Annotated in this window: 15 protein-coding genes; 9 read left to right on the forward strand and 6 right to left on the reverse strand. The window is 45.2% G+C overall.

Annotation, left to right across the window (positions count from 1 at the left end; all coding sequences use genetic code 11):
- The first annotated feature begins 42 nt into the window (after window positions 1-42).
- Window positions 43-2,424, forward strand: a complete 2,382-nt coding sequence (locus tag J7529_RS20085) for a CHAT domain-containing protein (RefSeq protein ID WP_318730438.1) — start codon at window positions 43-45, stop codon at window positions 2,422-2,424.
- A 234-nt stretch (window positions 2,425-2,658) separates the two neighbouring features.
- On the opposite strand, the gene cobO is transcribed toward J7529_RS20085, so the two are convergent.
- Entirely contained in the window at window positions 2,659-3,282 is a 624-nt protein-coding gene (gene cobO / locus J7529_RS20090) for a cob(I)yrinic acid a,c-diamide adenosyltransferase (protein WP_271940527.1), read from the reverse strand.
- A 215-nt stretch (window positions 3,283-3,497) separates the two neighbouring features.
- On the opposite strand from cobO, the gene J7529_RS20095 reads away from it, so the two are divergent.
- Window positions 3,498-5,225, forward strand: a complete 1,728-nt coding sequence (locus tag J7529_RS20095; protein WP_318730439.1) for a diflavin flavoprotein — start codon at window positions 3,498-3,500, stop codon at window positions 5,223-5,225.
- A 126-nt stretch (window positions 5,226-5,351) separates the two neighbouring features.
- Here the strand turns inward: J7529_RS20095 and J7529_RS20100 are convergent, their stop codons facing one another.
- Complete coding sequence (locus J7529_RS20100) at window positions 5,352-5,990, reverse strand: restriction endonuclease subunit R (protein WP_318730440.1); 639 nt, start codon at window positions 5,988-5,990, stop codon at window positions 5,352-5,354.
- Window positions 5,991-6,175: 185 nt separating this feature from the next.
- Between J7529_RS20100 and J7529_RS20105 the strand changes: the two genes are divergently transcribed.
- The 6 genes from J7529_RS20105 (at window position 6,176) to J7529_RS20130 (ending at window position 13,925) form a co-directional block, all read left to right on the forward strand.
- Window positions 6,176-6,466 carry a PqqD family protein gene (locus J7529_RS20105; protein ID WP_318730441.1) on the forward strand — a complete coding sequence of 97 codons (291 nt, stop codon included), beginning with the start codon at window positions 6,176-6,178 and terminating at the stop codon, window positions 6,464-6,466.
- Between the two features lie 224 nt (window positions 6,467-6,690).
- On the forward strand, window positions 6,691-8,577 hold the full coding sequence (locus J7529_RS20110; protein WP_318730442.1) for an asparagine synthetase B family protein: 1,887 nt from the start codon (window positions 6,691-6,693) through the stop codon (window positions 8,575-8,577).
- 216 nt (window positions 8,578-8,793) lie between these two features.
- Complete coding sequence (locus tag J7529_RS20115; RefSeq protein WP_318730443.1) at window positions 8,794-9,780, forward strand: hypothetical protein; 987 nt, start codon at window positions 8,794-8,796, stop codon at window positions 9,778-9,780.
- Complete coding sequence (locus tag J7529_RS20120) at window positions 9,773-10,921, forward strand: 50S ribosomal protein L11 methyltransferase (protein ID WP_271940543.1); 1,149 nt, start codon at window positions 9,773-9,775, stop codon at window positions 10,919-10,921. Before J7529_RS20115 ends, J7529_RS20120 begins: the two co-directional genes overlap by 8 nt.
- 4 nt (window positions 10,922-10,925) lie before the next feature.
- On the forward strand, window positions 10,926-12,740 hold the full coding sequence (locus J7529_RS20125; protein WP_318730444.1) for an ABC transporter ATP-binding protein: 1,815 nt from the start codon (window positions 10,926-10,928) through the stop codon (window positions 12,738-12,740).
- Between the two features lie 18 nt (window positions 12,741-12,758).
- Window positions 12,759-13,925: a nucleotidyltransferase family protein gene (locus J7529_RS20130; protein WP_318730445.1), complete on the forward strand. Its 1,167-nt coding sequence runs from the start codon at window positions 12,759-12,761 to the stop codon at window positions 13,923-13,925.
- Here the strand turns inward: J7529_RS20130 and J7529_RS20135 are convergent.
- Window positions 13,922-16,792: a GAF domain-containing protein gene (locus J7529_RS20135; protein ID WP_318730446.1), complete on the reverse strand. Its 2,871-nt coding sequence runs from the start codon at window positions 16,790-16,792 to the stop codon at window positions 13,922-13,924. The two genes, J7529_RS20130 and J7529_RS20135, sit on opposite strands and share 4 nt — an antisense overlap.
- Window positions 16,793-16,942: 150 nt before the next feature.
- On the opposite strand from J7529_RS20135, the gene J7529_RS20140 reads away from it, so the two are divergent.
- Complete coding sequence (locus J7529_RS20140; RefSeq protein ID WP_413038943.1) at window positions 16,943-18,046, forward strand: quinone-dependent dihydroorotate dehydrogenase; 1,104 nt, start codon at window positions 16,943-16,945, stop codon at window positions 18,044-18,046.
- A gap of 332 nt (window positions 18,047-18,378) precedes the next feature.
- Here the strand turns inward: J7529_RS20140 and J7529_RS20145 are convergent, their stop codons facing one another.
- From J7529_RS20145 to J7529_RS20155, 3 genes are all read right to left on the reverse strand, one after another.
- Window positions 18,379-20,031, reverse strand: a complete 1,653-nt coding sequence (locus tag J7529_RS20145; RefSeq protein ID WP_318730448.1) for a glycoside hydrolase family 10 protein — start codon at window positions 20,029-20,031, stop codon at window positions 18,379-18,381.
- 800 nt (window positions 20,032-20,831) lie between these two features.
- The gene (locus tag J7529_RS20150) at window positions 20,832-21,539 is read right to left on the reverse strand and encodes a hypothetical protein (RefSeq protein WP_318730449.1); all 708 of its coding nucleotides are present in this window, start codon (window positions 21,537-21,539) and stop codon (window positions 20,832-20,834) included.
- 26 nt (window positions 21,540-21,565) lie between these two features.
- On the reverse strand, window positions 21,566-22,384 hold the full coding sequence (locus J7529_RS20155; RefSeq protein WP_318730450.1) for a TlyA family RNA methyltransferase: 819 nt from the start codon (window positions 22,382-22,384) through the stop codon (window positions 21,566-21,568).
- Between the last annotated feature and the right edge of the window lie 199 nt (window positions 22,385-22,583).

A 22,583-nucleotide genomic window follows, 5' to 3' on the forward strand; every position in this document is an offset into this window, starting at 1 on the left:
CTCCTGTAAAGAAAGTCAGAGCCAAGTAGTCAGCAGGGCTTTTTGTCCGAATCGGGAAAAGGTGCAGGTGAAGCGGTGACTCAAGAATTTCATTTGTCCGTCACGCCAGTGGGTTATGTCAGGGAAAGCGCCAGTGGGAATCTCCCCTTGCGTAAAACTTACTTAGTGCGAACCGAATTAGTCGCTCCTGGAGTTCCTCTAGCGGAAGAACAGGTGGAATGGCCGATCGCCGATTGGCTAGAATTAACCGAATATCTGATCGGCAATCCTCTATTTCCGACTCCCCTTTCCTCCGAATCTGTAGATTTAGTCAGTTTTGGCAAAAGCTTGTATAGCTCCCTCTTTCAAGGAATGATCGCCCAAAGTTGGCATACTGCCCAAGGAATTGCCCATAACCGCACCGAACCCCTACGGTTGCGCTTACACTTGAAAGATCCCCTAGTCGCCCAACTTCCTTGGGAGATTCTTCATGCTGGAGATCGCCCTCTCACCACCAATACGGAAATTCTCTTTTCTCGCTACCATCTCAATCCCAGAGTCCGACCTTTAAACTCCGATCCAATTGTAGAACCGTTGAACATCTTGATGGTGCTTTCAGCGCCCAGCGATCAACAAGGATTAGCTCTCGATCAAGAAATGTATCGCTTACAAGGGGAACTGCAAAATCACGAAAGCAGAGGTTTAGATGTCCATCTGGATATTCTCACCTTTCCCGATCGCGAACAATTAACCCGAACCCTAGAACAAGGACAATATCATATTTTCCATTATTCCGGTCACAGTCAAGCCAATGCCTTGGGAGGCGAAATCTATCTCAAAAATCGACACACGGGCTTAACTGAACAACTCCATGGAGAAGATCTAGCCGGTTTATTAGTCAATAATGGGATTTTAATGGCCCTGTTTAATTCCTGTTCCAGTGCCGGAACCGGAGATACCAGTTTAGCCGAAAGTTTGCTCAAACGAGGGATTCCCAGTGTCTTGGCAATGGGCGATCGCATCCCCGATCAAGTCGCCATCACCTTTAGTCAATTATTCTATCGCAACCTGAAGCGAGAATATGCCATTGATTTAAGCTTAAATCGGACTCGTCAAGGTCTGATTGCTGCCTATGGTTCCGACGCTCTCTATTTTGCCTTGCCCATTCTCTATTTACAACCTGGATTTGAGCAATTTTTGCCTCCAGAGAAGCGCCCCCATTCTGTCTCTCGTCCTGTGCCTGCTGTTGCGTCTCCACAAGTTCCTCAGCTTTCCATCAAGAAGGATAAAACCTACTATCAGCAACGGATTCAAGAAAATGCCCAGGATGTAGAAGCCTACGATCGCTTAGGAGTCATTTTTTATCAAGAAGGTCAAATTGAAGATGCTATTTCTGCCCATCAGATGGCTGTATTAACTGATGCCCATTATACCGACGCTTATTACCATTTAGGCTGTATTTTATATGAACAAGGCCGAGTCCAAGAAGCCATTGATCTCTATCGTCAATTGCTCGATCTCGATCCAGAACATCCCCAAGGGAATATCGCCTTGAATCAAGCTTTGGCGCACACTCAAGCGATTTCCTCTTTACCTGTAGAGAGACGCGAAGACAAGGCATTACCGGACAAGAGGCGATCACCTAAGCGATGGGTGAAACTCTCGTCTTTTCCCTTAGATCTTAGGCGTTTTGGGATGATAGGGACGAGCCTTTTGGGGGGAGTTGCTCTATTAATATTTAGTATTTCCCAGGGATATATTACGTTTGTCAATCCTTGGGAAGATTCTGTTGTCGTGCGTCCTTCTCCTCTGCCTACAGATCAGCCCAATACAGAAAATGCCAATCAGAATTTGGTCATTCAGGCGATCGCTGAGTTTAATCAAGGTAATGTGGAGCAAGGAATTATCCATGTAGAAGATTTGCTTGACAGTGGAGTTATTTCCTATGCAAAGCAAGCCTTAGAAACCGCTCCCCGTGAGTTGAACAATGAGCCAGAGTTGAGTTATATTTGGGGACGCTTAGTTTGGCAAGCTCTACAACAGGGAAATCGCAATTATAGTGTGGATGATGCCATCCGCTATTGGGGAATTCCGATAAAAAAAGGGTTTCAACAAGCAAAATATTACAATGCTTTAGGATTTGCTTATTATGCCTACAAGGATTTAGATCAAGCCAAGAAGAATTTTGAGCTGGCAACTCAGCATACTGAGAGTGAGACTTCCCCAGAATTATTAACGGCTTATGCTGGATTAGCCTTAGTTTTTGCCCAGGAAAATCAAGAGCAAAAAGCATTTGAGTTCTATGAGGCTGTAATGGTTCGCGCTCCCTTGGCATTTCAACCTCTATCTCTAGGAAAAGACGATTGGTTATGGACCAATGAGGCGATCTCTCAATGGAGTTTTTTGGGTGATCGTTTACCTAGAGTTGCAGAGAAAAACAATTAGGGAAGGCAATAGGCAATAGGCAATAGGCAACAGGCAATAGAGAAAACCGAGTTTTCTCGACTGTCTACTTCCTACTTTTTGAGAAAGTGACAGAAGAAGTCTAATTATTAGACCTCTTGCATACAGGACTTTGTGCTGTTACGGAGTACACTATTGAATCCCCAAAGCCATGTACCACAATCCTATTCCCTATTCCCTATTCTCTAACGTCTACCAGAAGTCTACTAATGAATACTAATACTCAATTCCGGGTTGTGCTTTGACTCCTTGCTCGCGGAAAGGATGTTTAAGTAACTTCATTTCAGTAACCAAATCTGCCGCTTCAATTAGGGCTTCTGGCGCACCTCTGCCCGTGAGGATGACGTGGGAATCTTGGGGTTTTGTGCTTAAACCGGCAATAATGTCTTCAACCTGCAAATATCCCAATTTAAGCGCCACATTAATTTCATCGAGTAATACGAGGCGAAATTCCGGGTTTTGCAAATAGGCTAATCCCTGTTGCCAAGCTTCTGTGGCTTTGGCGATGTCGCGATCGCGATCTTGAGTATCCCAAGTAAAGCCTTCTCCCATAGCCTTAAATTCCAGTTGTTGGGGAACCCAAGGTTGTAAAACGGCTTTCTCTGCTGGTTCCCATGCGCCTTTGATAAATTGCACAATCGCCACTTTATAGCCCTGACCGAGCGATCGCAATACTATCCCTAACGCGGCTGTAGTTTTGCCTTTCCCATTTCCCGTATGGACAATAATCAAACCCTTTTCCTTATCGGCTTTGCTAACGCGCTCTTTTTGCACCTCTTGGCGACGTTTCATTTTTTTCTGGTGTTGCTCGGCGCTCAGAGATGAAGATTGGGTATGCATAGCAGAAACACGGTTAACATTCTGTTTACAGTTTATCAGGGAGTGGGGAGTCGGCAGACATGATAAAAACCTGCTCTCTATGGGGTATATCCGTAATTAACCCGTTTGATTAATTCTTCTTACTGCACTGACCTTCCCGAAATCCCAGGATTTTGTAACAATATAGATAACGACGATCGCCGTCGTCCCTCACCTCCCATACAGGACAGAAAACTATGGTAGCACTGACCGATCGCCCTCAAAAAAGACTAACAATAGAAACCGCTTCGATCGCCGAAAATACAACAACGATCCGCTCCCTCGACTGGGATCGCGATCGCTTTGACATCGAGTTCGGACTACAAAATGGCACCACCTACAACTCCTTCATTATCCAAGGTGAAAAAACCGCTCTGGTCGATACGTCCCATCGTAAATTTGAGCAACTCTATCTCGACACCCTCAAAGGACAAATCGACCCCGCCACCATTGACTACATTATTATCAGTCATACAGAACCCGATCATAGTGCCTTGGTCAAAGATGTCCTCGAACTCGCGCCTCATGCAGTCGTGGTTGGGGCTAAAATTGCCGTTCAATTTCTCCAAAACCTAATTCATAAACCCTTTGAAAGCCAATTGGTGAAAAATGGCGATACCCTAGATTTGGGTCAAGGCCATATTTTAGAATTCGTTAGCGCTCCGAATCTCCATTGGCCCGATACCATCTTTACCTACGACCATAAAACTTCTGTTCTTTATACCTGCGATGCCTTCGGAATGCACTATTGCTCCGATCGCACCTATGATGAAAACTTAAGCGATATCGAAGCAGACTTTCGCTTTTACTATGAATGCTTAATGGCTCCCAATGCCCGCTCTGTTGTTAACGCCATGAAACGGATGGCCAAACTCCCAGAGATTAACCTGATTGCCACCGGCCATGGCCCCCTATTGTGGCATAACTTAGAGGAACTCACGGGCCGTTACGATCGCTGGAGTAAGGAGAAAACCAAAGCCGAAAAAACCGTTGCCGTTTTCTATACTTCAGATTATGGCTATAGCGATCGCCTCTCGCAAGCAATTTCCCACGGAATCACCAAAACCGGGATCGCTGTAGAAATGATGGACTTGCGAGCGTCCGATCCTCAGGAAGTCCGGGAACTGGTGGAAATGGCATCAGCCCTCGTCATTGGAGCGACTCCCCAGTCCGGAGATGTCGGCAAAGAAGCAGAAGCGGCCTTGAGTACCATTTTAGTCGCTGCCAACGATAAACAGGCGATCGGTCTGTTTGAGTCTGGTGGAGGGGACGATCTCTCCATATATCCCCTGCGGAACCAATTCCAAGAACTGGGACTTAAAGAAGCCTTTCCCGCTATTTTGATCAAAGAAGCTCCCACAGAAGCCACCTATCAAGTCTGTGAAGAAGCGGGAACGGATATGGGGCAACTTTTGGGACTCAAAGATGCCATTAAACAGATGAAGTCCCTGGATAATGATCTAGACCGAGCCTTGGGTCGCTTAAGTGGCGGACTTTATATCATTACCGCCCAAAAAGGTGAACTCAAAAGCGCTATGCTCGCGTCTTGGGTCACTCAAGCAAGTTTTAAGCCCCTAGGGATTACCATTGCTGTAGCCAAAGATCGGGCGATCGAATCCCTGATGCATGTAGGCGATACTTTTGTTCTCAATATCCTCAGTGAAGATAACTATCAAGGCTTAATGCGCCACTTCCTCAAGCGCTTTGGCCCTGGTGCAGACCGCTTTGAAGGGGTAAAAACCCAAACAGCCGCCAATGGCAGCCCCATTTTGACAGATGCTCTTGCTTATCTGGAATGTGAAGTGGCTAGTCGGATGGAGCTTTCCGATCATTGGTTAGTCTATTCCACCATTGATACTGGACGAGTGAGTAATGTAGATGCTCTAACCGCCGTTCACCATCGAAAGGTGGGCAACCATTATTAAAGAGGGAGGCAATGGGCAACAGGCAATAGGGAAAACCTGGTTTTCCCTTTGTCCTTGAGGATTATAATTCAGAATAATCCTGTAGGGGTTAACAGCACTTAACCCCCACGGAACCTCCCAGCAATTTTAGACCCTTTGGGTGAATACACTAGCCAGACGCTTGAGAATTTGCAGCACGGGATATAAACCATTCTGGCGGTTGCGAAGGTTGAACTCATCTGAGAGATCATAAATAAACCCGTTCACATCAGGTATAAGTTTCACAAAGGTAAAATTAGCTCCATTGGTGAGGAGTCCATAGGTGGCAGATGTGGCGGCATGAGGACTAGCAAGGAGATAAGAAAGTAGTTGAGATCTGCCTACTTCTAGGGAAAAAGCCGCTTGCTTAGACTCGATCGCCAATACCCAAAACTTCTCACCCAACACCAATACATCTAAGTTGCCCGTAACTTTCAATTCTCCATCTTGGTCAGTGATTTCTGTAGAGACTTCCGAGCGAATGCGGAAGGGAGGTAAAAAGAAACCTGCCATATCTAACAGAGGAGAAAGAACGACCATTTTTACCGTGTTTTCCAGCAGTGGAGGATAGCGCAGGAGATAAGTATAGCTGGTTTTAATGCGATCGCAGCGCTCTTGCTCTGTATCGGTCAATTCTGGTAGCGCTGTGTGCCATTCTGAGAAAGCATCAGGGTCATTTGTCAAGTGCAGTTGAAAACGATCTTCGAGTTCACTTAGAGAAACGGTTCTAGCAGTCAGCGTTGGCATGGAGGGTAAATGTGGAGATCGGATTAATTTAAGTGTATGCTTTGAGTGTAACCCTTAAAGGCAAGATGCATAAGCCGGGATAAACGGGCCTTGCTAAGTTTTACGGAATCGCTATACTATGAGCTGAATCCAATTCGCACGATAGCTCAATTAACCGATCACTCACTAATTAACCCAAAACTAAGGTGGAAATCTCTATTTCTAATCAACAAAACATTACTCTAGCTCCAGATGTCCTAGTTCAGGAACTTTCTGGAGAATCAGTATTACTAAACCTAAACAGTGAGGAATACTTCGGCTTGGATGAGGTGGGTTCACGGATGTTATCCCTGTTGACGGGTTCTGCTTCGATTCAAGAAGCGAGCGATCGCCTCTTGGAAGAGTATGAGGTAGAGCCGGAAAAACTGCACCAAGATTTAATTGAACTGATTGAAAATATGGTTGATCATGACCTGGTTACTGTGAGTCCAGCGTAAAAGTGGCTTCAGGGATCGGGGGCGATCGCCAATTTTTTTTCAATATGCCATAAAAATAATTCAGGAAAATCCTTCAGTTGAGCTATAGTACACTCTGGAAAAATCAAGGCAGATCGGTTTACAGTTCAGGCATAGGTGGAGTATAATCAGCTCGTTTTAAGTGGCCAGACTGATTTAAAAATCAGCTAATTACTCCATCTAAACACCATATAGAGGTGAAGAGAGTGAGCGGAATCGTAGGAATCGTCAATGCCGATCAGTCTCCCGTTGACCGGGAGCGATTGGCAAAGATGACAGGATATATGACCTTCCGGGGGCCGGATGTCCAGAGAATCTGGGCAGAGGGTTCCGTCGGTTTTGGGCATACCCTGCTGAGGACAACTGACGAATCTGCAAATGAAACCCAGCCTCTAACAGTGGATCAGCGGGTATGGATTGTAGCGGATGCACGGGTCGATGGTCGCAGAGAGTTGATCCGAAGTCTTCAAGACCGAGGAGAATCGGTTGACTTAGATACTCCCGATCCCAATCTAATCCTCCATGCCTATCAGATTTGGGGTATAAATTGTTTGGATCACCTGATTGGGGATTTTGCATTCGCTATCTGGGATAGCCGGGAACAGCGTTTATTTTGCGCCAGAGATCATTTTGGGGTAAAACCATTTTTCTACGCTCATTTGGGCAAAGAATTTGTGTTCAGTAATACGCTCAATTGTGTGAGACTGCATCCGTCTGTATCGGAGAAGCTTAATGATTTGGCGATCGCCGATTTCCTCCTATTCGGGTACAACCAAGAAATCGATACCAGCGCCTTTGCGGATATCCAACGGCTACCTGCCGCTCATCGGTTAATCTGGACTCCAGAGAACTTTAAAGTTGAGAGATACTGGACATTGCCAACCGATGGCTATATCCGGTATAAACGAGACGAAGAGTATGTAGAGCAGTTTTTAGACTTAATGCGGGTATCGGTCGGCGATCGACTGAGAACCAATAAAGTTGCAGTTTATATGAGTGGAGGATTAGATTCTACCAGTGCAGTGGCGATCGCCAAAGAACTCCTCTCTCAAACTTACCCCTCCTACGACCTCAGAGCATACACCACCGTCTTCGATCGTCTCCTCCCCGACGAAGAGCGCTACTACTCCGGTTTAGTTGCCGAACATCTGGATATTCCCATCCACTACCAAGTCGCTGATGACCTAGAGTTGTGTAAAGGAGGGGAAGATATAGAAGGATGTGCGCCAGAACCGACCTTAATTCCTTTAGTAAAAAGCAATAAAGAATACTACCAAGCAATGACCTCCCATAGTAGGGTGACTCTCAGTGGTGAAGGTGGAGATGGAGTATTTCACTCAGAAGGGTCTTATTATTATGGCGTATCTATGATTAGAAAGGGGAAAATCGGAACACTGATACTAGAGATATGGAAATATTGGCAATCTCATAAACATATTCCTCAGCCAGGTATACGCGCTCGATTGAAAGAGGCTTTAGGAATATCATCATGGACCCCTTCCTATCCGGCATGGCTGAATCCAAGTCTAGAGAAACAGCTAAACTTAAAAGCAAGATGGAAAAATGTTTACCATCAAGGAAAACTTAAACCCATAGTTAGTTTTCGTCCTGAAGCCTATGCCATGTTAGTAGAGCCATTTGGCTCTTATCTATTTGAGAGTTATGACTCAAGTGTGACAGGGTTCCCCACCGAAGTTAGATATCCATATTTTGATCTACGATTAATAGAGTTTTTATTTTCGATCCCAGTGATTTCATGGATTTTGTTCAAAGAAATATTAAGGGTGTCTATGGTGGGAAAACTACCGGAACCTGTAAGGTGTCGTCCAAAAGCTCCTGCAATGGGTAATTCTATTAAACTAAGACTCCAACAATTGGAGGACAAATGGGTTGATGAGTTTGATGAAACTCCTCGACTGTCTAACTATGTAAATAAGGCGGTTATCCCACGCCTTTGCGGAATGACAGCTCAGAACGGTGAAGCTCTGATCGACCTTCGTCCAATAAGCTTGAACTACTGGCTGCATCAGCTATCATCAATTAAAATTGATTCAAAATCAACTCAGGAGGCTCGCTATGTACTCGGAAAATAAGAAAACTATCAAAAGAAACTATCACAGTCCAAATCTGATCAGGTACGGTGATGTCAGTCAGTTAACCAAGGCCTCAAGTATTAACTCCAATGTTTTAGACAACTATACTGGTATGCCGGCGGCCCCAAACAATAAAACTGGATTTTAGATTCAGTTGGCAAGACTCTCCTCTTGCTAACTGAATGGATCGATCAAGACTAAAAAAAATCCCGACTTGTGGCATTTTGTTCTTCTGCATTTGGTCTTTTACTAAACTGTAACTGTCCCATATCTGGTTTAGTTCCTTTACCTTCCCCAGCAAAAAGTTGTGACGTAGAAGTAAGGCTGGGAATCGAACCCCTATGGTTAAGCCAAGCCTTACTCAACGTTTCATCAACTCAAAGTGTGAGTTCGATCCCCACTAATACGGGAGAACCCTTGTGGACAGTTCAGCAGCTTCTTAATGGTTCTTACTTAAGATTGGTCTATGCCGATCGCACTCAGTTTATCCTAGACTGCAAGGGTACAGAGGTATGGGGAACTTGGCCGGACGAGTTAACATTGGAGGATACAGCGACCTATTTGCTCGGCCCAGTGATGGGATTGATTTTGCGTTTGCGGGGAGTAACCTGTCTTCATGCCAGTGCGATCGCCGTCGGTAATTGCGTGATCGCACTGGTCGGTCATTCTGGTGCAGGAAAATCCACCACTGCAGCAGCATTTGCCGAACTTGGATATCCTATCCTTTCTGACGATATCGTAGCTTTAGTAGACCAAGACCATCAGATTCTAGTTCAGCCAGCTTATCCCCGACTCAGACTTTGGCCCTCTTCTGTAGAAATTCTCTATAACAATCCTGATGCACTTCCTCGCCTTGTTCCCACTAACCCCAGTTGGGATAAAACCTATTTAGACCTCAATCAAGACCAGTACAAGTTCCAAGATACTCCTCTACCTCTCGTTGGTATTTATATATTAGGCGATCGCACCAGTTCTTCTCCCATGCCTGAGTTAACACAACTCCCCAAAAATAAAGCTCTAATTGATCTGATTGCCAATACCTATGCTAACTTACTCCTTGATAAGACCATGCGCGAACAGGAGTTTCACTTTCTCAGCCATACGGTTAATCAAATCCCCGTGTATCAACTGAATGCTCACCCTAATTCTGAGCATTTATTCAACATTCCACCTGTGATTTTAGAGAACTTATCCCATGTATAGTATATCGAGTTATGGCTCCATGATTGGCGATCGCACTCGCATGGAAGCTTATAATCGAGCTATGAAACAATCGGTTACTCCGGATTCAGTAGTTCTCGATATAGGAACGGGAACCGGAATCTTTGCCCTCCTTGCGTGTCAGCTAGGCGCAAAAAAAGTTTACGCCATTGAAACGAATCCAGCAATTGAAGTCGGCAAACAGGCCGCAGTTGCTAATGGCTATAGGGATAAAATTGAGTTCATCCAAGACCTATCGACTAACGTTAAATTACCCGAATTAGCTGATGTCATTATCTCTGACTTGCGGGGAGTTTTACCTTTATTTCAGCAACATATTGGCTCATTAGCTGATGCGAGAACGCGGTTGTTGCGTCCCGGAGGTGTGTTAATTCCCCAACAGGATAACATTTGGGTGAGTGTGGTAGAAGCACCCAATTGGTGGAACACAATTAACGATCCTTGGGATAAATATTGTTATAGTTTCAACATGGATGCAGCGAAAAAAAACGTCAATAATATTTGGGGGAAAGGCTGGGTTATGCCTTCTCAATTATTGGTACAACCGCAACTTTGGGCAACGTTAGATTATAGAACCATTGAAAATCCTAATGTGGGCAATCAAATGATTTTTGAACCCTCTCGGAGTGGGACAGCCCACGGATTGAGTGTATGGTTTGATGCAACGTTGATTGAGGGAGTTGGATTTTCGACGGCTCCAGGAATGCCAGAATTGATTTATGGGACAGGGTTTTTCCCATTTTTAGAGCCGGTTGAAATTCGTTTAGGCGATACAATTTCCGTTAATTTACAAGCCAATTTAGTAAACAATAGCTATATCTTCCGTTGGGATACCCAGGTATGGGAACAAGGAAAGGAAAGCCAGTGTAAGGCTCAGTTTAAGCAATCTACCTTTTTTGCCCAATCCCTTTCTCCTCAGCAGTTACGGAAGCAGGCAGGGACTTTTGTCCCCCAGTTGAATCAAGAGGGTAAGATAGTGCAATTGGTTTTAGAGTCTATGGGGCAAGGAAAATCGGTGAGCGAGATTGCACAAATGTTAATGGAGCAGTTTCCAGGAGCATTTTCTACGCCGAAAGAGGCTCTAACGCGGGTAGGGCAATTATCAACAGTGTACAGTGAATAGAATAATGGCGATTATCGCTGCGATCGCCTCCCGCTTTCAACGGTTACTCTATCTCAGAAAAGCGGTACAGTTGGTTTGGGAGAGTACTCCCAAGTTAACACTGACGAATATCGCCTTAGTTGGTCTCCAATCCGTTTTACCCCTTATTTCCCTATACCTCACCAAACTCATTATCGATCGCATCACCGAAGGCATTTCCACTGCCCAAACCTCCCTAAAACCGGTACTTGTGCTAATTGCCATTGCTGCATTGGTGGCGATTCTTGCTGACGGACTGAGATCCTTAGCCGGATGGGTAAGTGAAGCCCAATCTCAAATCGTTACTGACTACGTGCAGAATCTGCTTCATGCCAAGTCCATTGAAGTAGATTTGGAGTACTACGAAAATGCCCAATATTATGATGTACTTCATCAGGTACAGACCGAGGCATCTTACCGTCCACCTTTGATTTTAAACCGACTCATCCAATTAGGCAATAGTAGTTTATCTCTGGTAGGTATCGGCATTCTACTGTTTTCTTTGGATTGGGCGATCGCCCTTATCCTCGTAATAGCTGCTATCCCCGTTTTTCTGGTTCGGCTAAAATTTTCTCAACAGCTTTATCACCAATGGCAGCAATGGACTCCCCAAGAACGCATGGCGTATTATTATAGTACACTAATCACCCAAGTCGATCATGCCAAAGAACTTCGCTTATTTGACTTAGGAAAACTATTTCAACGACGTTTTAACACGCTCCGTCAAGGCATTCGTCAGCAACGTATTTCCCTATCTGCGCGTCGTTCATTTGCCGAAAGTATCACCCAAAGTAGTGCAACCCTAGCCGTTTTTACCGCCTTTGCCCTGATGGCAGATCGGGCATTAACGGGTGCAATTACCATTGGCTCTTTAGTAATGTACTATCAAGCGTTTCAGCGAGGACAAACCTTACTGAGGGAGAGCTTAAGTTATTTAGCTTCTTTGTATGAGAATAGTTTATTCCTCTCCACGTTTTATCAATTTCTTGACTTAACGACAACTATTAGAGAGCCATCTCACCCCGTTCGACTGCCGGCTATGATTGAAGGCAAAATAGAATTTGAGCAGGTCAGTTTTTCCTATCCCCGGAGTCAACGCTCCGTTCTAGAAGATGTTCACTTTACGATTGAACCCGGAGAAACAATCGCTATTGTGGGGGAAAATGGGGCAGGAAAAACCACGCTGATTAAACTGTTGTGTCGCCTGTACGATCCGACTGCTGGCACAATTCGCTTAGATGGGGTTGATCTGCGCGATTTATCCCCCACACAGGTAAGAAAGCAGATTAGCATTGTCTTTCAAGATTATGCCCATTACCATTTAACGGTACAAGAGAATATTGGTGTTGGGGATATTCAGCACTGGGATAATTTAGCCCTAATTAAGCGAGCGGCTGAATTAGCTAAGATTCAGGATGTTATTATGCAATTGCCCCAAGGATATGATACGATTTTAGGCAAGCAATTGATTAATGGAGAAGAACTGAGTATTGGTGAATGGCAGAAAGTGGCGATCGCGCGGTCTTTCCTGCGTCAAAATCACCCCATTTTAATCTTAGATGAACCCACTAGCGCCTTAGATCCGCAAGCAGAAGCAGAAATCTTAGAACAGTTGAATCAATTGACGCAAAAGCGAACGTCTATTATCATTAGTCATCGTCTCTCAACCGTGAAATTTGCTGACCGAATTCTCGTTTTAAAAGAGGGTAGAATTATGGAGACAGGAAATCACAGGCAATTAATGGAAAAATCTGGGATTTATGCAACACTGTTTAATACTCAAGCTCACTATTATCGATAACGCTTCTTCTTCCTAAACATGCGTCTTGAACATGAACTCATCTTGAACTGCGCTCGCACGTATCATTCTGGCGAAAATCAAGAGAAAATTCTAGAGCTACTGTCAAGGAATTTAAATTGGGATGATATTCTCTATTCAGTTAGCTATCATGGATTAATCCCTTTGTTTTACTGGACGATTAAAGAGCTTAAAGATCGAGTTGATATTGCTTTTTTTGAAGTCATCCATAGCGAGTTTAAGCAAAATGCCTGCCGCAACTTATCCCTAACACAAGAACTGATTAAAATCATTCGACTTTTTGAGAGACAAAATATCCCAGTTTTGGCATTTAAAGGTCCCGTTTTGGCTGAAATTGCTTATCAAAATTTGGGATTGAGGCAGTTTTTGGATTTGGATATTCTAATTCCTGAAGAGGCGGTAGCTCAAGCCTCACAAACCCTGATTAAACAGGGGTATTTACCCCAATTCGAGTTTAAGGGATGGCAAGAACATCAGTATACCCAAATTCGCCCAGAGCATAATTTCTATTCCCCCAAAAAAGAGGTGCATCTGGATTTGCATTGGTCTTTGATTTCTTCGGCGCTCTCATTTCATGAAAATCCCCAATTGATTTGGGAAGATGAAAACTATCAAGATCGAGTGCAATTGGCGAATCAAACCCTTCTTACCCTCTCTCCAGAAGCCTTATTGTTATTTTTATGTGTTCATGGGGCTAAACATGATTGGTCTCATTTATCTTGGGTTTGTGATATTGCGGAACTCTTAAATCGATATCGGGATTTAGATTGGCAGTGGATCGATCGCCAAATGGGTCATTTGGGTACTCAAACCATGTTAGAGCTAGGCTTATGGTTAGCCTACGATTATTTAGATGCTCCGATTCCTGAACAGTGGAGGACTCACTTAGCCAATAATCGCAAGATTCAGGACTTAGCCAGATTAGTAGAGGAACAATGGTTTAACCTCAGATCTGATACAGATAGTCTCAAGTTAATGGGACAGATTTATGTGCAAACTATGGATTCATGGCGCGATCGCCTCTGGTATTGGTTTGACTATGTAGCAACCCCTACCCCTCTAGAGTGGGAAATACTCCCCTTACCCTCCGGGTTGTTTTTCTTTTATTATCCTTTTCGCCTGCTACGTTTGCTCTGGAAATATCGGCCTCAGTCGCGGAAGGATTAATCTTGACTCGATTCAACAGGTAACAATAACTGGAACATAATCTGATTATTTTCCAGAGAGTAAGTATTAAAATATCCCCCAACACTTTGAATCAGAGATTGGCAAATGAGCAAATGTAAACCGGGGGGTTTATCCAGCAAAGATGGAGCAAGGAGATCGGGCGATCGCCCTTGCTGGAGTTCAATGATTAAACTCGGTTCTAATAACGTGGCACAAACAATCGAGACATCAAATAATAAAAGAGGTTCAAGTTGACTCGACGGATTGGGGTTCTGGCGCAAGCGCTGGGCAAGTTTCTCCGGAGCAGTGGGGAGTTCCGTTTCCCAGAGGCCATTACACCAAATATCCACTTGTGCTTTCGACTGGGCCATTTTACAGGCAATGCCTAAAATTTCATGGAAAATCAACTCCAACTTCATCACATCACCCACCAAATTCATAGCTCCCGGTTGTCCTTGGACACGGATAAATTGTTCTCGCTTTTTCACCAGTACATCCACCCGTTCGATCGCCCGTTTAATTAAACTGACTAAAGGCAAATGCATCTGATACCATTGCAATTCCCATTGCTCATCTTTGAGCATTTGCGCTAGATGACCCAAGGTAGAATTCATCGATCGCAATCCTTGCTGATAACGGGTAACCGTCAGAGCATCCTTGGGAGTCCCCAAATTACTCAATTTTTTCAGTTCCATTGTCAGCTTACGATAGGCCATCTCACTCCGACGTTGCTTATACCAATTCAACTTTTGCGCCCGATCCTGCTGGAGTTCAAAGTAACTTTGCAGCTTCGTCATCCGCTCAGACCAAGCCAGTTGTCGAACCATAATTCCTAAAGCCGTCAGGTACGGATCGGCCCATAACCGTCCTGGAGCATCGGCTAAGACAATGATTCCCGTCGCCGTTGCCTGTTCATCGGCCCGAAAGGCGATCGCCACAATTTCCCCAATTCCAGATCCAGTCAACCATTGGCGTGTCAGTGGAGAAAGGTATTCGCTGGAGAGCTGATAAACCCCTGAGCTAGCCAAAACTCCTTCTATCAAGGGATCGTGGGCCACATCAATCTTGCCTTTCGTCTGTATATTAAACTCAGGGCTAGTGACCTGGGCACTGGTAATATAACCGACCTCTGGTTTCTCCAAAGACCAACTGATGTTCAACGCTAAAGGAACCTTAAATACCTGGACAATTTGCTTGAGGGTTTCCTCTTCTAGGATGTCCGAATTGTTGATCGCCGATTGAATGGCCGTTTGTCCCCATTGAATCAAAGATTGGAGCTTTTCCTGTTGTTGTTGCTGGCTATGCAGTTGCCATTGGTGGAGAATTAACCCCAACTGTTGCGCCACTACCCGTACCAATTCTAATTCCGTACCCTCCCAAGTGCGAGCCACATCATGGGCAACCATGAGCACCCCTTCCATCTCATGGCCAATTGCCGTATTACAGAGTAAAACACTCTTAATTCCCACCTGAGTAAATAGGGAGCGCCAACTGGTTAGTTCCTGATCTTGATCCCAATTTTCAATCGGGATTGCCGCTCTCGACTGTTCAAGCTGCTGCCATTCGTCATCCGCAGGAACCGGTAGGAGGGAAGGAAGGGAACGACGATTCGCGGGTTGACTTTGACAAACCACCTCAAAATGATTCTTATCGCGATCGTAGAGTAAGACCAAAAACCGCTCTACCCCTAGGCGATCGCACACCAAATGGGCACAATGATCTAAGGTCTGTCGCCAATCATCCTCAGAATAAATCGATCGCACCAAATCAGCCGTCAATGCCTGGTCTTTTTTGGTGCGCTCCACCGCTTCCTCCATCTCTTCTAGGGGAGCCATCATGGCAATTAACTGAGCCACACCCCGCACATACTTCCGTTCTGCATCCTCCCAAATACGCGGTTCATTCCCTTCGATCGCCAAAAAGCCCAGTAACTCATTTTGATAGATAATCGGAGCGGCTAACAGGGAACGAGCCTTAATTTGCTGCATGAGGCGACTGGTGGTATCGGCTTTTAGGGAACTGCGAGCTTCTCCCACAGACACCACCTGATCAGCCACTAGGGCTTTATAAAAGCCAATCACCTCCTGCACCGTAATGCCAGAGGAGGCTTGGTTTCCCACCCCTTGAGCGGGGGTTTTCTGAAGATTGGTCGTTCTGCGCCAAAAATAGCGCCTCTCCCGCTCAAACCAATAAATATTGGTGCGATCCGGGCCTAAAAACTCATGGGTTTTGGCCACGACTGCATCTAACCGCTGGCGAAAATCGGAGAGCGATCGCAACCGATCCAAAATATCTAATAACGGCTTATCCGGCCGTTTCTCCAAATTCCTGCGCCAATTGGCTTCCATCTCATTTAAACTGGCCGCCAATTCGCCAAAAATCATCGATAGACGAGCCTTTTCATCCGAGCGGGGCGAAATTCCCCACAATTTCGATCCCAAAATCACCACCCCAAAACACAGGGCCCGATAGCGCAGGGGAAATACAATTGTGCCTTGAATATTCAATTTTACGGCTAACTTCCGCCATTCCCCAGCTCGTCGCTCTTCCCGCAAGTCGGGAACCCCTGCCGGTTTTTGCTGAATCACCACTTGCTCGAACAAATCTCCAGGACTCAAGGCAAACGTCTGTTTGAGGATGGAGCGATCGCCTCCCGAAGGTAGAATCCCCCCTTTGCCAAATAAGCGATGTTCTCGTCGGTCATACAAACCGATCCAGATTAAATCATATTCAAATTCCGTTTCAATATATTCAATAGTCGTGTCAACCAACACATCTAGGCTTTCCTCTTCTCGTAAGGTTTGAAGAGTCCGACCCAGGGTAACCAGTTGTTTTTCGCTTTGTTTCGGTATTGACTGCTGAGGCATAGACCGAGGCTTCTAGGGATAGTGAATAAGGGCGAATGACGAATCAATAATAGACAAGCTTAGTGTCGATCGGGAATAATGGGTAACTTGAATCTGGACAAACACCGATTAAATATCCATTATTCACCCGTTCAATTGGAACCATTCCCCATGCTTGAGCAATTTATCTTTGCAGGACTTAAAGTCGATCCAGAAGATCTCCATCACTGGGTTATGGGCGCTTTAGGCTGGTTAAGTCACCAACGGATCGTCAGCTATGCCACCTTTATTGATCGGACGTTAGGATTAACGGACGATCGCCTCGGACAAACTCTCTGGGGATTAACCTTCCCCAATCCAGTGGGATTAGCTGCCGGATATGATAAAGATGGCCTGGCGGTGGGCATGTGGGATCGTTTAGGCTTTGGAGCAGTGGAACTCGGTACAGTCACCTTCTATCCGCAACCCGGTAATCCCCGTCCCCGTTTATTTCGCTTAACTCAAGATCGAGCGGTTTTAAACCGTATGGGATTTAATAACGAGGGCGCTGAAGCTATGGCAGAACGGTTGAAAGATGGCCAGCATTGCCCTACCCCCCATCGAATTCCGATTGGAATTAATTTGGGTAAGTCAAAGATAACACCCCTAGAAAATGCGGCGGCCGATTATGGCCAGAGCTTCCGTATACTCAGGGATTGGGGAGATTATTTTGTGGTCAATGTCTCTTCACCCAATACTCCTGGCTTGCGATCGCTCCAAGATGCCAGCCAACTGAGTATTATTTTAGAGGCTATTCAACAGGAAAACCAAGGGCACAAACCCCTCTTGGTGAAAATTGCTCCGGATCTGGAGGATGGGGCGATCGCTGATGTGGTGAATTTGGCACAGACCTACCAGTTATCTGGGATTATTGCCACTAATACTACGATTAACAAACGCTCCCTGAAAACTAAAGTGAATCCCAAAACTGGCGCTCTGATGGAGGAAGAGCAGGGGGGAATTAGTGGGGTTCCCTTGGGCGATCGATCTACGGAGGTAATCCGCTTGATTTGGGAACAAACTCAAGGGCAATTACCGATTATTGGCGTGGGAGGAATTTTCACTCCAGAGGATGCTTGGGAGAAAATCACCGCTGGCGCGAGTTTAATTCAAGTCTATACGGGTTGGGTTTATGAAGGCCCCTGGATGGTGAAGCGGATTTTACAGGGATTGTTGGACAAGTTGGAGGAGGAAGGTTTGGATACTTTGGCCGATGCGATCGGGCGAAATAATTAATATAGCGCTTTGCGCTAGGGAATAGGGAATAGGATTGTGGTACATGGAGAGAAAGCATTCAAGCTTGTGTTTCATAACAGCACTTTGTTCTGTAATTATTCTATTCATTTATTGTTCGTCAGTTTTTCCTTTTTTGTTTCGCTAAAACTAAAATCCGCCCATTGAATTTTCTCCTGAATATAATCAGCAGCAGTCATAGGCAATGTCAATTTTTACTGACTTTGTTTAATGGTTATCTCCCAAGCACTTGCCATACTGATCGGCTTCTGATATTGAGAATCTTTACGCGATCGCTTAAATTAGCATTTCCGGTAAAAAAACAGAGTATGGGATTAATTAAATGATAATGATGGAGAAGGAATGATTTGCGCTCGTTCGACTAATTCAGGAAAGAGGGCGCTAAATTCTTGTTCGGCTTGCTTTTGAGCGAGTAAGGTCATGAGAGTGGTATAGGAAAAGAAACAGATTCCGGCTAAGTTGCGATCGCGCACTTCTTGAGCTTCCTGTTTAATTTGCAGTAGAGATGTATTCTGAGTCGATAGACCGAGACTGACGGGAATTTTATGTTTCGCTAGGGCGATCGCCGGATGCTCTAAGGAAGGTTTAGAGTCTGAGTAAACAATGAGTTCTTCAATAACCTTATCGGTTGCCCAAAGTTGGGGATCTTGGAGCGTATCGGTACGGTGAAGATCGGCGACAAAGCTGAGAATACAGTAGGGTTTTTGCGCTTTGATGCGGACAGAAATCTGTTTGAGGAAGTCTGTGAGGCAATCGCGTCTCCATTTCACCCAGGCTGGATCTTGGGGGTTAGAAGGGGGCTGTTTTCCGGAATGGTCTTGCTGATAGAGTTGCTTGGTAACGGCATCATAGCCTAATTCAACGGGCGGACAGAAGGAGGAGTCGAGTTGAATGCCTTCAATTTCATACTGACTGACCATTTCTCCCACTAAATTGAGGATAAAGGCTTGTACTTCGGGATGGAAGGGGTTAAGCCAAACATAACTGGATTCTCCTGTGCCAAATTGGACTCCATCTTGACGGGTAGCGATCCAATGGCGACGGTTTTCGAGTAAGGGAGAGTTCGCGGGAAGTTTCAGCCCTCCTTGCCACCAGCCAATGATGCTGATCCGGTTGCGCCCAGAGGCTTTGAGTAATTCTGTTAGGGGATCGTCAGAGGGTTGAGCAACTCTTGTAAGCTGTTGCAGCAGGGGGCTGGGGTAGGGCGTTTGACCCTGATTCCATAGACTGGGATAGAAAGTATTGAAATTAAATTGGGATAAATAGTCGATCGCCGTTTCCGTATTGTTGGGAAAGAAGTGCGAGTTGGGACTCAGTTGGGTTAACCAAAGTCCCCGCAGTTCTCCGGTAAGCTGAACTGGGGGCGCAAGGTTGACTTTAGCAATATATTGATCGGGAACTGGAGAGACACTATTCCCCGTTTGTAGGGCTTGGGCAATCATAGCGGCAATTTCGGCGCGGGTGGCGATCGCATCGGGACGCAGTTGGTTCACATCCGGATAGTTGACGACCAATTCATGTTCCGCAGCAGCGGCGATCGCCAATCTAGCATATTCGGGAATGCGATCGGCATCCTCAAAGGTTTCGTTTAAGGTCATCTCCACCAAGTTTTGTGGTTCATAGTTTAAGCCATTACTTAAAGCCAGTAAGGCTTGCAGACGGGAGAGCCGATCCGTTGGCTGAAAGCGTTGATTGGGAAAACCGCGCAGAAATCCCGATGCATAGGCACGGCGAATTACCCCATATGCCCAATAGGAAGGAGGTACATCCCTGAATTCAACTCCAGTTTGTCCCGTTTTCGGATGATGGGGAAAGGCGCGGGAGAGTACAGCCGCAAATTCTGCCCGGTTCATGGGTGCATCGGGCTTAAATTGACCGTTGAGATAGCCGCTAAAAATCTTTTGATCCGCCAGTTGTTCAATGACCGCTTGGGCCCAATGGTTTGTAATATCAGTGAATTTAGCCATAAACGGTTGCCCTCAGATTGAGGTTGATGTAACAGTAAATCATTATATTTGTAATCAGATACTTTTTCTTGCGTAAAGTTTAGTTGCAATAGCTTGATCTGACCCCAACAAATGTTTATAGTAAAAACATGAAGCAAGTAAAGCTTCGCTGGCAGATTAACAGCCATTTTGTACACAACCCAATTAAAAGTTAAGAGGTAAATCGCTGATTAACTGTTGTCTGTCTCAAGATAGCACGGCAGCACCCCTACTGAAACTTGAAACTTCCTAAACTGAAATAGCAGGGAGAAAAATCAACCGGTATTCACGCCCATTTTGGTGAAGAGAGTTGAACTCCAGATAGGCTCAAATAATGAAAGGAAGTTACTCAGGAAGTAAGTCATCCGGGTGCTGTTGTCGTTTTAAAGGAAATAGTTTTGAACGGGAATTTATTGAGTAAAGTTTAGTTACAATCACTTGATCTGAGTCGAAGAAGTCTTTATAGTAAAAGCATGAAGCAAGTAAAGCTTCGCTGGCAGATTAACAGCCATTTTGTACACAACCCAATTAGAAGTTAAGAGGTAAATCGCTGACTAACTGTTATCTGTCTCAAGAGAGTACGGCAGCACCCCCACTGAAACTTGAAACTTCCTAAACTGAAGTAGCAGGGAGGAAAATCAACCGGTATTCACGCCCATTTTAGTGAAGAAAGTTGGACTCCAAATAGGCTCGAATAATACAGGGAAGTCACTCAGGAAGTAAGTCATCCGGGTGCTGTTGTCGTTTTAAATGAATTCTTCAGAATAAATAACGTCTGCTCCCTACTCCCCACTCCCTTTTTTGGGCTTATTACGACTAGAAAACCGCTGTAATTGCTGAGATCCTTCTTGGAAATGGATCAGGGTCGTCACGATCGCGATCGCCCCATAAACCCCGCGCAACAACCATCCTTGAACGGCAAAGACCCAATCGAGCCATTGGGCGCGATCGCCGAGGAAACCGGCTAAAAGCGACTTTAAGCGGCTATCTTCGGCTTCTAATTGGTTAAGGCGATCGATTTGGGTGGGTAGAATGGGAAATTTAGCCGTATAGAGATAAAAGCCTAACATCCCTGTTTTTCCAGTTTTCTCTTCCAGAAACGCATCCGTTTTTTGCACAATTTCCCCAGACGATAACTGAGTATTTTCGGCAATATCATTGAGCCAGTTGTTATAGCGAACTACTGTGGGAATGCTGAGAATAAAGGGAATAGTAGGAATGAGTAAGACTAGACTCACTTGTTTGCGAATACGAGGGGGTAAAAAAATGGTGGAGAGTCCAAAACCCAAGCCTAAAATGGCAAAGGAAATCAAGTTAGACAGTTCGCTCAAGTCTAACATGCGAAAAATATCGCCAATGATCGGTAGGGAATAGATATGCTGATCGGCCAGAAAAATAAACAGTAATTTACTTAAGACGACTAAACTGATCACTAAAGGAACGATCAGGATATAAAGGACAATTCGGAAAAGAAGTTTTAACCGATCCATGGGAGTGGGGGTAAGGAATTCAAGATTCAGAAAGCATTTTTTGCTGCTAGGGTGCATTGATCAATCATAGACAAATCTAGTCCCCCACAGCTATCGGGATCTTCTGAAGCCATGTGTAACCAGAGTAGATATTCAATGTTTCCCGCTGGCCCGGTGATGGGAGAATGAGTTAAGCCTCGATAGGACCATCCCAGACTACACGCGCTTTGGTAAACTGTGGCGATCGCCTGACTATGGTCTTTGGGATCGCGGACGACTCCCTTTTTACCGACCCGCGATCGCCCAACTTCAAACTGGGGTTTGACCAACGCAACTAACTCCCTGGGAGGAGCTAACAAGGTCCATAAGGCCGGTAACACTTTTGTCAAAGAAATAAAAGACACGTCAACTACTGATAGGGTTGCGGGGTCTTCCCCACTATATAACTCTTCGGGACTCAAATAGCGTAAATTGGTTCTCTCTTTCAAAATCACCCTCGGATCGGTGCGAATACGCCAATCTACTTGGCCATATCCCACATCCACCCCGTAAACCTGTTTTACGCCATTTTGCAGTAAACAGTCCGTAAACCCTCCCGTGGAAATTCCACCATCGAGGGCAATTCGTCCAGCAACATTTAAGTGAAAATAGTGAAGAGCATGGGCTAACTTTTCTCCTCCTCTAGAGACAAAGGGCGATCGCTCCTTAACCGTTAGGGTTGCCTCCGTAGAAACCAACGTCCCGGGTTTATCCATCACCACCCGATCCACCATCACCTCACCCGCACGGATCAAGCGTTGGGCTAGTTGTCGAGAGTTACACAGAGACTGTTCTACCAGTAAAATATCGAGTCGTTGTTTAGCCAATTTTATTCAACACCAAACCTTAAAAATGGATTTATTTTAACACTAGAAATGTCCTTTTCCTGCCCTAATTCTCAGTACAGGACAAAAAAACTGTACTGAGAATTAGGGTTTCTGATCCTTTATACAGCGCTTGGCGATGTTATGGAGTACAGTGTTGAATCCTCAAAGCCCTGTACGACAATCCTATTCCTTATTCCCT

The sequence above is a fragment of the Roseofilum sp. Guam genome (assembly GCF_017746735.1).
GTDB lineage: Bacteria > Cyanobacteriota > Cyanobacteriia > Cyanobacteriales > Desertifilaceae > Roseofilum > Roseofilum reptotaenium.